The following is an 11,658-nucleotide window of genomic DNA, read 5'->3' as shown; positions in this document are numbered from 1 at the left end:
GGGGCGCCGGGCGGGGGCGGCCCCCCCCCCCCCCGCGGGGGCGCCCCCCCCGCCCCCCCCCCGCCGCCCCCCCCCCCCCCGCCCCCGGGGGGGGCGGGGGGGCCCCCCCCCCCGGCCGGCCCGCACGCCGGACGCGGTTCCCGCGCCTCGCGCGGGCGGGACGTCACCGGCTCGGACAGGCGGTGGTACGGGCCCGGCTTCCCCGGGGCCGCCTGCGCGGCAGGGCCCGCGAGCCCGGCCTGATGGAACGGGATGCCCTACGCGTCGGCCGTGCCGCGCGGCCGCACCAGCCCGCTCTCGTACGCCAGGATCGTGGCCTGCACGCGGTCGCGCAGCCCCAGCTTGGACAGCAGGGCGTTCACATGGGTCTTCACCGTGCCCGTGGTCACCCCGAGCGCGGCGCCGATCTCGGCGTTGGCCAGCCCCGCCGCGATGTGCAGCAGGACCTCCTTCTCCCGGGGCGTGAGCGAGGACAGCGCACCGGTGACGGCGGGCGGCCGCGGGGCGCCCTGCGCGAAGGTGCCGATCAGGCGGCGCGTCACGGTCGGGGCCAGGATGCCCTCCCCGGCGGCGACGACCCGGATCGCGGACAGCAGGTCCTCGGGCAGGGCGTCCTTGAGCAGGAACCCCGACGCCCCCGCGCGCAACGCCTCGTAGACGTAGGCGTCCAGGTCGAAGGTGGTCAGCACCAGCACCCGCGGCCCGTCCGGCGCCGCGGTGACCAGACGGGTCGCGGTGAGGCCGTCCATGCCGGGCATGCGGATGTCCATCAGCACCAGGTCGGGCCGCTCCTCGGCGGCCAGTGCCACCGCCGACGCCCCGTCACCGGCCTCGGCGACCACGGTCAGATCGGGTTCGGCGTCCACGATGGCGGCGAATCCGGCACGGACCACGGCCTGGTCGTCGACGACCATCACACGCGTGACGACGGGGACACCTCCTGAACGGGCTCCGGACCGGGCCGGGCCGACAGCAACGCCCTCACGATACCGGGCTCTTCGAGCACGATCCGCCCCGCCCCGGCGGGGATCCGCGTCCGCAGCCGCTCGGCCACCGGTCCGGTCACCGCCAGCGGCACGCCCGACACGGTGACCCGCAGCGTGTCCCGGTGCCGCCTGAGGGTGACCCGCGCCGGACCCTGGTCACCCGCGCCCAGCGCCGTCTCCACGATCCCGTACGCCGACAGCGCCACCGAGGGCGGCAGGTCCCGCGCCGCCCTCGGCAGCCCCCGCACGCTCACCCGGCGGCCGGACGAGGACAGGTCCCGGCACAGCGAGACGAGGTCCGCGGCGCCGGGCGCGGGGGAGTGGCGCCGCCCGGGGTCCTCGGATCCGCCCAGGCTGTGCAGGAGTTCGCGCATCGCCGACAGCGCCGCCCGGGCCTCCGTGGCCACCTCCTCCAGCTGTCCCTGCCGGGCCCGTTCGATCAGCGCGGCCGTGCGCTCCAGGACGGCGTCGCGCAACTTCGCCGCCAGCCGCCGCCGTTCCGCGTCCGCGGCCCGCTCCGCGTGCCACCGTGAGGCGGCGAGCGCGTGGTCGTCCAGGGCCAGGACCCGCAGGCGCCTGCGGCGCACCGCCAGCCCGGCACCCCACAGGGAGGCGAACACCCCGGCCGTCACGACGACCAGCGGCATGAACACCACCACGGCGGTGAGCCGCACCGAGGCCGTCCCCGTCAGCCGCCCCTCCGTCGCGGCCGTCACCACCACGACCGCGGAGAGCGACACCGCCGACACCCCCCAGGCCGGCCAGGTCCGGGCGGCGCCACGGCCGTAGACCCCCATCGCGTACACGGCGAGCAGCTCCGCGACGGCTCCCACGTCGAAGAACCGCGACACCCGCACCGGGACGTCGGCCACGACGACCGCCACCGGCCACAGCCACGACGTGGCCAGCACCCCGAGCAGAGCCGCCCACGGGGCACGCCGGCGCCACAGCAACGGCACCGCGTGGACCGTCAGCAGCGCCGCCAGGACGAACAGTGCGGGCAGGGCGCCCCGCAGACTCGCGTCCGTCCAGTCCTCCGCGGCGACCAGCGCGGGCACCAGGGGCAGTACCGCCGCCGAGAACACCAGGACGGGATCGGTCAGCCGCTGCTCCCGCAGCACGTCCCGGCGTCCGGCCCCCTCGGCCGGGCCCCGGGGCCCGGTGGCGTCGGGCAGCGTGGCCCGGACCCGCCAGCCCCCGTCCGGCCGGGGACCGGCGGTCAGCTCTCCGCCGACGGCGGCGGCCCGCTCCCGCATCCCCGCGAGCCCGCGCCCCGATCCCAGACCGCCGACCCCGGGCGGGGCGGAGCCGCGCGGCGGGGCGTTGTCCACGGTCAGCTCCAGGACACCGTCCCCGCGCCGGACGCCGACGCGGGTGGCGCAGCCCGGCGCGTGACGCAGGGTGTTGGTGAGGGCCTCGCGGACGATCCCGTGGACCGCCTCCGCCGCGGGACCGGCCAGGTCGTCGGGGAGGTCGGCCTCGATCGGCCGGCCCAACCGTCCGAAACCGGCGATGAGTTCCTCGATCCGGGCAGTCATCGGGCGGGATTCCGTGCCGTCGTCGGTGTCCCACAGCAGCCCGACGAGCCGTTGCAGCGAGGTGAGCGTCTCCGCGCCGGTGCGCTGCGCGAACGACAGGGCCTCCGCCGTCAGTTCCGGTCTTCCCGGACCCAGTCGGCGGGCGGCGTCGGCGGTGATGACGACGGACGTCAGGTGGTGCGCGCTCACGTCGTGCAACTCGCGGGCCAGCCGCCGCCGTTCGGTGTCGGCCGCCCGCCGCCGGGCCTCCTCCGCGCCGGCCAGCCGACGGGCGGCGGCCGACCGTCCGTCGAGCCACTGGCGCCGGCCCTCGCCGAGTCCCGCGCACACCAGGTACACCAGCGCGCCGAGCGCCCATTCCGAGGCGAGGGCCGGCCGGAACCCGAGGTGCGCGAACGACAGCGACCACTCGACGCCGACGGCCGCGGCGACCGCGCGGACGGTCACCGGCACGGGGCGGCGGACGGCGACCGAGTACAGCGCGACCGGCCCGCCGAGACCCAGGTAACCGTCCTCCCAGAGCAGTTGGCCGGTCACCAGGGTGCCCAGCGTCCAGGCCAGGCACCGCACCGGCGCCTGCCGCCGACGGCCCAGGGCGACGGTCTCGGCGGCCAGGACGACCAGGACGGCCGCGAGCCGGACCGGCCCCGGCGCGTCCGCGCCGGCCGGGTCGGCGCCGGCCGCCCACCAGGTGAGCTGTCCGGCCGCGAGCAGGGCGGGGAGCAGCCAGTTGCGTATCGTGTCCATGTCGCGACGAGCGTAGGCCGCGGCCCGGCCGGGCCGCACCCGGCACCGGTACGAGGCCGCTCTCTACCTTGCGATGGAGGCGCCGTTCCTGCGCCGGGCCGATGCCCGGGCAACCGGCGGTCGGCGAGGATGGCCGCCATGACGAACCCGTCCGCCTCCGGGACGCCCCCGCTCCCTCCCCGTCCCGCCGCCCTCCCACAGCCGGGCCGCTTCGCCCTCCCACAGCCGGGCCGCTTCGCCGTTCCGCAGCCGGGTCACCCCGCCTTTCCGCAGCCGGGCGGCCCCGCCCTCCCGCCGCCCGGCCACCCCGCCGAACCGCTCGGCCACCACCGGCTGGCCCGCGTCGCGACACGTCACCGATGGTGGCGGCCCGTCCTCGGCACCCTGTTCCTGGCGGTGGCGTACACCCTGACGGCCGGGCTGCTCTACGCCCTCGTCTCCGCCGTGGGCGTCGCGCGCGGCTACCCCGAAGGCCCGGACAACACCGTGGAGTTCGGGCCGGTGACGACCACCGCCGTCGACCTGGCGATGCTCGCCGTGGCCATCCCCCTCGTACTCCTCGCGGTCCGGTGGATCGGCCGCCGTCCGGCCGGCACGGTCTCCTCCGTGACGGGCGGACTGCGGTGGCGCTGGCTCGGCCTGTGCGTGCTCGCTGCCCTGCCGGTCCTCGCCGTGACCGGCGGGGCGATGTTCCTGCTGTCCGCGGAGGACGGGGAGCCGCAACGGTGGGCCGGCTGGGAGGTCTTCGGGCCGGCTCTGGCCGTGCTGGTCCTGCTGGTGCCCTTCCAGGCGGCGGCCGAGGAGTACGTCTTCCGCGGCTGGCTCACCCAGGCGGTCGGCGCCTTCGTCCGCTCGCCCTGGATCGCGGTCGCGCCCCAGGCGGTGCTGTTCGCCGCCGCCCACGGCTGGGGCACCCCCTGGGGCTTCGCCGACCTGGTGGTGTTCGGAGCCGTCGCGGGCCTGCTGACCGTGCGCACCGGCGGGCTGGAGGCGGCCATCGCTCTGCACGCCGTCAACAACCTCTTCGCCTTCGCCGCCGCGGCCGCCGTCGTCGACGGTCTGAAGAGCGAGGACACCGCCGCCGACCTGCCCTGGCAGCTCGTCGTCCTCGACCTGGCCGGAATCGCCCTGTACACCGCCGCCGTCCTGTGGCTGGCCCGGCGGCGGCGACCGGCGCGCACCGTCCCGGCGCCGCTCCCGCCCGCCCCGCCACCGCTGCCACCCCTCCCGGCACCGCTCCCGCCCGTCCCCGCGCTGCTCCCGCCCGCCCCGGCCGGGCACGCCTCCGCGCTGCTCCCGCCCGCCCCGGCCGGACACGCCTCCGCGCCGGTTCCCGGCTTTCCCGTCGCCCACGGCGCCCGCGCGGACGTACCGGATCTGCCCCCGGGGACACCCCCCCTCTGCCTTCCCGTCCGGTGACTCCGACCGCGGCCCGCGCTAGCGTCCGCCCGTGAGCACGAGCAACTCCCCCCGACGGCCGGTGGCATGAACGAGAACGGGGCCGTCGAGACGCGCCCGCAGGAGGGCTCCGCCGGGGAACGGTTCCCCGGCGCCGCCGGAGAACCGTCCGCCGCAGGCCACGTGCCGCCCGCCGCGGCGGAACGTCCCGTCGCGCAGCGGCAGTCGGCGGACGCGGACCGGGACACTGCCGACACGGCCGGCGGCCGGCCCGCCCTTCCCGCCGCCGAACCGCTCGCCGGACAGGACGAGTCCGCGGACGCCGGCCCGTCCGGCGATCCCGGCGCCCCCACCACCCCGCCCGTCTCCACCGACCGCCCTCGACGCCGCGGCCCCGGCCCCTTCACCCTGCTGGTGCTGCCCGGCCTGCTCACGCTGTCGGCGGTGGCCGGGGTCCTCGCGCTGACCGGCGGGCTCCCCTCGGACTGGACTCCCGGCGCGGACGGGCAGCAGGTCACCGTCCCGGGGATCGACGAGTCCTACGTGCCGTGGCTGCGCAACGCCGCGGCCGGCTGCACCGTCGTCACCCCGTCCGTGCTCGCCGCGCAGATCGACCAGCTCTCCGGCTGGCGGGACGACACCGGGCGGCTCTCCGGCGAGCAGGGCATCGCCGGTTTCACGGACGCGGAGTGGCGCGCCTGGGGCAAGGACGACGACGGCAACGGCACCTCCTCGCCCCGCGACCCCGCCGACGCCATCATGGCGCTCGGCCGCCAGGACTGCGCCCTCGCCGCGGAGATCACCGGCCTCAGGACCGACGGCACCGTCACCGGCGACCTGGTGGACCTCACCCTGGCCGCGTACGCCGTGGGCAGCCGCGAGGTCGCGGCGGCCGGACGGGTGCCCGCGGGTGCCCGGACCTACCTCGCCGAGGTGAAGCGGCTCGTACCGCGCTACGCGGCGTTCGACCGCGAGGCCCCGGCCGGCGGCGGGCCCGCGGACGCGATCCTGGCCCCACCCGTGACGACCCTGGTCGTCACGTCGCCGTACGGCTCCCGCGAGCACCCCCTCACCGGCGTGACCAAGCTGCACACCGGCGTGGACTTCGGCGCCCCGCAGGGCGCGCAGGTCACCGCGGCCCGCGACGGCACGGTCGTCTTCGCGGCGATGACCAGGGCGTACGGCAACCGCGTCGTCATCGACCACGGCACCGTCGACGGCAAACGGCTGGAGACCACCTACAGCCACCTCTCCGTCCTCGGCGTCACCGTCGGGCAGGGCGTGCGGACCGGCACCCCGATCGGCCGGGTCGGCTCGACGGGCCTGTCCACCGGCCCCCACCTGCACTTCGAGGTCGTCTACGACGGCTACTACGCCGACCCGCAGCCCTGGCTCGCCCTCGGGGGCTGAACGCCGGTGGCGTGGGGAGGCGTCCGCGGACGGCCCCACCGCGCCGGCGCCCGGGGCCGTCCCCCACCCGAGGGGCGCACAGGGCAGGGCAGTGAGCCCTGTACGCGCCCCCACGGGCGTGGGCAGAATGCGCTCTGCCCGTGACCACATGGCGGAGGCGTCGGTTCCGCACCGCCGGCTTCCCCGGGAAGGAAGGTCGGTCGCCGTGTTGTTGCGTCTCCCCACCTCCGTGTCCGAAGCGCAGGAATGCCTCGCCGAGGGTGCCGTACCGATAGGCGGGGCCACCCTCGTGTGGGCCACCTGGCAGCGCGACGGCTTTCCCGAACTGGCCATGTCGCTGCGGGAGTTGCCCGAGGCCAACGCGGTCGGGCGCGGGACGCTGGGGGCGGCCGTGGTGCTGCACCGCATCGGCGGTGAGGCGCCGGAGGCGCTGCGCGGGGCCGCCGCCGGCGTCGGCACCGGAGCCGTGCGCAGGACCGCCACCGTCGGCGGCAACATCGTCGGCAGCACGCTGCGGTGCCTGCTGCCCGCCGCCCTCGTCCTGGACGCGCGGGCCACGGTCCTCGCGTCCGACCGGGTGTACGAGACCGATCTCGCCGAGGCCGTGGCCAAGCGCCACCTCCTGCTCGGACTGCGCTGGCGCGACCCCGTCGTGAGCGGCTACCACAAGGCTCCCGCGGACGCGGGCGGACCGCCGCCCTTCGTCGTCGCGACCGCCGTCCACGCCGACGGCGACGGCGGCCGGTTCCTGCGGGTCGCTGCCCGCGACGGCTACGAGGTGCTCAGCGAGAGCGTCCCGTGCGGGGCCGGCCCCGACGACGCGTCGCACGCCCTGGAACGCACGGAGCTCGGCGCCCTGCCCGCCGAGGCCCGTGCGGTCGTCCACCGGCAGGTCGCGGACGTGCTGGCGCGCTCCGCCGAGGGCTGACCGGGGCGGGCGCCGCGCCGCGCACCCCGGCCGGACGCCGGACCCGCGGGTACGGCGGCCCTGCCGGTACGACGGCCGTCGTCGCCGTACCGGCAGGCGGTCACGCCCGTCTCACGCGTCTCACCTGTTTCACGGGAACTGCGTGATCTTGGACGGGACGGTGTCCGTGCCCGAGGTCGGCGCCCCGGTGTCGTTGACCACGTGCGCGTACTGGCCCTTGCCGCCCAGCGAGATCACCTGGAGGCTGTGCAGCTTCACCCCCGGTTTCACCGGGACCTGGAAGCCGTGGTGCTGCACGATCGAGGGGTCGGACGTGAAGTTGCAGTAACTGCCCAGTCCCCAGGCCTCGTGCTCGTTCACCGTGTCGGCCACCTTGTAGGCCGCGTAGCCGACGATGCCGTCGTGGGTGACGGCGGCCGCGTTCGGGACGTCGTAGGCCTTCTCGTTCTGGAAGAAGACCGTCCGCCCGCGTTCGCCGTTCCAGACCACGTCGTACTTGTTGAAGTGCTCCACGAACAGGCCCGTGGTCAGGACGTCGTCGCCGTTGACCCGCAGGCCGTAGTCGGCGCGGTTGGTCTCCCAGCCGACGCCCTCGCCGTGGTCGGCGCGCCAGATCCAGGTGTGGTCGATGACCACGTCGTCACTGTTGACCACCACCGAGTCGGTCGCCAGGCCGGGGCCGGCGCCGCCGATGCGGATGAACACGTCCTGCATGGTGGTGGGATCGGCCGCGTGGTCGGCGCTCGACCCGGCCGGGCCGATCCGCAGCAGCGCGTCGGAGCGGACCGCGCCCGCGTCGATGAGGAACCCGGCGAGCCGGACACCGTCGACGTCGGCCACGTGCATCGCGTCCACGCCGCCGTCGGGCACGAGCGTGGCCAGGCCGAGACCCAGCACGACCGTGTCGGCACGGTCGACCTCGATCGCGCGGTCGAGGTGGTAGACGCCGGGCGTGAACAGCAGGTGCAGGCCCTGGGCGAGCGCGGCGTTGATGGTGGCGGCCGTCGCGCCCGGCTTGACGACGTAGAACCGGCTCAGCGGGATCGAGGTGCCGCCCGCGTTGGCCGGCCAGGACACCCCGCGCGCGTTGGTGCGCTTGGCGGGCACGAACACCTTGTAGTCGTTGCCGTCGAGGTACAGGAACGGCTTCTCGCGGGAGACCGGGGTGGTGTCCAGCGTGGTGTAGGGGCCGGTGTCGAAGTCGGTGGCCGGGGCGCCCTGGACGCCGGTGAACGTCATGTTCCACACGCCGTTGGTCCAGCCGCCGACCGAGCTGTCCCGGGTGTACCACTGCTGCTGGGAGTACGGCCCCACGGTGCCGTCGATCTTCGAGTCGGCGATGTAGCCGCCGGAGGCCCAGCCGTAGCCGTTCGGCGCGAGGTTGAGGCCGCCCTGGACGTGGATCCGGCGGAACGGCGCCGCCTGCGCCACCGCCCACCGGTCGGTGCCGTTGACCGGGCGGACGGCCAGGTTCTCCGCCGAACGCCAGAAGTTCTGGGTGGCGTTGCCGTTGAACCAGCCCGCGTCGACGGTGATGTCACCGTTGATCTGCGTGTCGTCGGGGTTGAGCCCGAGCCCGGAGATCGAGGTGTAGAAGCCGAGCTGGGCGTTGACGCCGTTGTACGTGCCGGGCTTCAGCAGGAACTGGTAGCGCCCGGAGCCGAACTGGTTCGACTCCTGCTGGGCGAAGACCTGGTCGAACTTCTGCTGGAGGTTCGGGGTGCTCGGGTCCACGACGATGACGTTGGGTCCCAGGTCGCCGCCGCCCTGGATCGGCGGTATGCCGCCGGTGCCGGTGTGGACGGCGACCTCCCACAGCGAGTAGCCGTACGGCGTCGCGCGGGTGGTGCCGTTGATCCGCACGTACCGGCCGGAGCCGCTGACGTCGTAACTCGTCCTGCCGCCGGTCGCGCCGGTCACGCTCCGCAGGGTGTTCCAGGTCTGTCCGTCCGCGGAGGCCTGGATCTGGAAGTCCTTCGCGTAGGCGGCCTCCCAGTTCAGGTCGATCCCGCACAGGTCCCGCACCGAGCCCAGGTCGACCCGCAGCCACTGGGGGTCGGAGGCCTGGCTGGACCAGCGGGTGCCGTCGTCGCCGTCGAACGCGGCGGAGGCGGGGGTGCCGGCGTTCTCCGTCGAGGAGGCCGTGGCGGGCCTGCCCTGTGCCGCGTTCGCGGCGTCGCAGGTGCCGGGAGCGGTGCCGCCGGAGGTGCCGTAGACCTGGAACTCCCAGAGGGAGTAGCCCCAGGCGGTGGCCCGGTGCACGCCCTGCATCCGGACGTAGCGGCCCTGGCCGGACACGTCGTGGGTGTCGGTGCCGCCGTCGCCGCCGGTGACCGTCCTCAGGTCGGTCCAGGTGCTGCCGTCCGCGGAGATCTGGAGCCGGTAGTCCTTGCCGTAGGCGGCCTCCCACTGGAGGGCCACCCGGGTGACGGTGGCGGTGGCACCCAGGTCGACCTGGAGCCACTGCGCGTCCGTGGCGGCGGAGGACCACCGGGTGCCGGTGTTCCCGTCCACGGCGAGGGCGGCGGCGGTGCCGGCGTTCTCGGTCGACGACGCGGTGGCCGTCCGGCCCTGGGAGAGCAGGGTGTCGGCCGCTGCCGCGGGTGGCTGGGTCGTGGGGAGGGCGAGCAACGCCGCCGTGGCGGCGAGCGCGACACCCAGGGATCTGAGTCTCATGCTGGTTCCCTGCGGGGTGAGTGGGGGCGGGTACGGGTGAGTGCGGGTGAGTACGGACAGATGGGTGCGGGTGGTCACGGACGGGTGCGGGAACGTGCGGGTTCAACGAGGCGTGCGCAACCCGCCGGAACAACCGCTTAGTTCACGACTTGATTTAACTGATGACTTCTCCGGTCCGGCAAGCCCCGTGAAGCAGGAAACTTTTCGGGCGGTGACCGCGGTCGACTCGCCGCGGCCACCGCCGTGTTCAGAAGGTGACGCCCGCGGACCCGTCCGCCGGACCCGTCCGGCGGACGCCGGGCCCGGTCCCGGAGCTCCGGTCAGGTCTCGCGCACCGGCGCGTAGGCCTCCGGTTGCAGCCCGAACGTCCAGGCGACCCCCGCGCGGGCCGTCCGGGTCGACGGCGGCACCCGGAGCCAGTAGGTGCGCCGGGTGCCGTCCGGCTCCGGTGTGGAGTTGAGGACCTCCACCATCACCACCGGCTCGTCGCCGTCGAGGTCGATCCGCCACAGGGTGCCCGTGGCGTCCCGGTGCAGCGGACGCGCCCCGGAGTCGGTCAGATAGCGGTCGTAGCCGTAGTGCTCCAGCATCACCCGGCGCAGCTCGGCGTTCTCCTCGGCCCGGATCCGCTCCGGCGTCAGCGCCGTCAGCTCGTCGAGGAACGCGGCGGGCACCGGCATGCCGCGCCAGGCGTACAGGGCGAAACCGTCGGGATACGCCAGCGCCGGGCCGTCCCCGCGGTCCAGGCGGCCCGCCTCGTCCCGGTGCAGCGCGACCGGACGTTCGCACACCACCGCGACCCCGGCGAACGGCCACCACCAGCCGGCCGTGCGGCACACCGCGGCCAGCCCGTCGAGCGGCTCCCGGTCGGTGGGGAACGCGGCGAGCCACGGCGCGTCGTGCTGTCCGAGCACGGCGTCCAGCAGGAGCAGCCGCACCTCGGCCTCCGCGGCCCGGCCGCCGGGGCCGGGCCCGTCCGCCAGTTCCTCCAGCACGCCCCGCCGGATCCGCTCGACCAGGGCCTGCGTGGTCTCCCACAGGCGGCCACCCGTCGCCGCCCAGTGCGCCGCCCACCCCGCCGGCCCCAACTCGCCGTGCAAACGCGCCCTTTCGCGTGCCCAGGGGGCGGTGCGGACCGCCTCGCGGAGACCGGGGCCCCGGTCCCGCAGCGCGCGTATCAGGGTGACCGCCTCGCGCGGGGAGGCGGCCCACAGCACCTGTTCCGGCTCCGCGAGCCCGGCCCGCCGGTACGCCAGCCGGACGCCGGCCTCGGCGGCCGCGCGGTCGGCGGGCACGGCCGCCGCCGCACACGCGCGCCAGAAGCCGACGCCCTCGGCGGCGTCCCGCGTGTCCGTGCTGTCGCGCGTGTCCGCCGCGCCGCGCGTGTCCCCCGCGCCCATGGTGCCCGCGCCGGTCATCCGCTCCTCCGTCACTTTCGTCCCCACCCGCTCAGTCCGCCACGATCCGCACGGACCCCGGCACGTACTCCCGCTGTCTGATCACCCGGAACCACCCCTTGGGCAGCGGGATCACCGCATGTTCCTCGTGCACCACCCGGCCGCCCTGCGGCAGGTGCAGCAGCAGCGGGCCGAACGGTCCCGGCTCCCGCACCAGTTCCCCCGGTCCGACGACCGCGTGGGCGTGCCCGGTGACCTCGCCCAGCGCCAGCACCAGCCGGCCCCGCCGGTCGCGCGGTTCCTTCGGCGCGGCGGCGACATGCGCGGGCACGGCCTCCTCCGCCACCGGAACGATCAGCACGTCTCCCTGCCGGTACACGAACGGCCCTCCCTCCCGCCGGCGCGGGACGCGCCGGACTCATGACGCAGACCGTAGGCGCCCCCACTGACAACGCCCGGACCGCACGCGCCCCGGCCACACCTGCCGGACCGCGCCCGCCCCGACCACCGCCCCGCCACCGGTCCTGTCAGTGCCTGTTGGTAGAACTGCGGTCACCACGCAACGCACCCTCGTCCTC

At 75.8% G+C, this 11,658-nt stretch carries 8 protein-coding genes; 3 read left to right on the top strand and 5 right to left on the bottom strand.

Going from position 1 to position 11,658, the window contains the following annotated elements; all coding sequences use genetic code 11:
- Positions 1 to 257 precede the first annotated feature (257 nt).
- Together ACH4N1_RS28635 and ACH4N1_RS28630 are read right to left on the bottom strand one after the other, a co-directional pair.
- Positions 258 to 914, bottom strand: a complete 657-nt coding sequence (locus ACH4N1_RS28635; RefSeq protein ID WP_382793904.1) for a response regulator — start codon at positions 912 to 914, stop codon at positions 258 to 260.
- Complete coding sequence (locus tag ACH4N1_RS28630) at positions 914 to 3,271, bottom strand: histidine kinase (RefSeq protein WP_398101510.1); 2,358 nt, start codon at positions 3,269 to 3,271, stop codon at positions 914 to 916. The genes ACH4N1_RS28635 and ACH4N1_RS28630 overlap by 1 nt, the downstream gene beginning before the upstream one ends.
- A 138-nt stretch (positions 3,272 to 3,409) precedes the next feature.
- Here ACH4N1_RS28630 and ACH4N1_RS28625 point away from each other — a divergent pair, with 138 nt between their 5' ends.
- The 3 genes from ACH4N1_RS28625 to ACH4N1_RS28615 all read left to right on the top strand — a co-directional run bounded on the left by ACH4N1_RS28625 (position 3,410) and on the right by ACH4N1_RS28615 (position 7,007).
- Positions 3,410 to 4,690, top strand: a complete 1,281-nt coding sequence (locus tag ACH4N1_RS28625; RefSeq protein WP_398101507.1) for a lysostaphin resistance A-like protein — start codon at positions 3,410 to 3,412, stop codon at positions 4,688 to 4,690.
- A 66-nt stretch (positions 4,691 to 4,756) separates the two neighbouring features.
- Positions 4,757 to 6,079: a peptidoglycan DD-metalloendopeptidase family protein gene (locus ACH4N1_RS28620; RefSeq protein WP_398101505.1), complete on the top strand. Its 1,323-nt coding sequence runs from the start codon at positions 4,757 to 4,759 to the stop codon at positions 6,077 to 6,079.
- Between the two features lie 205 nt (positions 6,080 to 6,284).
- Positions 6,285 to 7,007, top strand: coding sequence for an FAD binding domain-containing protein (locus ACH4N1_RS28615; protein ID WP_398101502.1), 723 nt, complete (start codon positions 6,285 to 6,287; stop codon positions 7,005 to 7,007).
- Positions 7,008 to 7,136: 129 nt separating this feature from the next.
- Here the strand turns inward: ACH4N1_RS28615 and ACH4N1_RS28610 are convergent, their stop codons facing one another.
- The 3 genes from ACH4N1_RS28610 to ACH4N1_RS28600 form a co-directional block, all read right to left on the bottom strand.
- Positions 7,137 to 9,683 (bottom strand): discoidin domain-containing protein, encoded by a 2,547-nt coding sequence (locus ACH4N1_RS28610; RefSeq protein ID WP_398101500.1) that lies wholly within the window; start codon positions 9,681 to 9,683, stop codon positions 7,137 to 7,139.
- A 320-nt stretch (positions 9,684 to 10,003) separates the two neighbouring features.
- Positions 10,004 to 11,101 carry a DUF6745 domain-containing protein gene (locus ACH4N1_RS28605; protein ID WP_398101604.1) on the bottom strand — a complete coding sequence of 366 codons (1,098 nt, stop codon included), beginning with the start codon at positions 11,099 to 11,101 and terminating at the stop codon, positions 10,004 to 10,006.
- Positions 11,102 to 11,132: 31 nt separating this feature from the next.
- Complete coding sequence (locus tag ACH4N1_RS28600) at positions 11,133 to 11,459, bottom strand: hypothetical protein (RefSeq protein WP_382795304.1); 327 nt, start codon at positions 11,457 to 11,459, stop codon at positions 11,133 to 11,135.
- Positions 11,460 to 11,658 lie beyond the last annotated feature (199 nt).

The organism is Streptomyces sp. NPDC017202, assembly GCF_044331705.1.
Lineage (GTDB): Bacteria > Actinomycetota > Actinomycetes > Streptomycetales > Streptomycetaceae > Streptomyces.
Note: the sequence above shows the minus strand (reverse complement) of the source record. Positions and strands in the feature narration are given on the sequence as shown.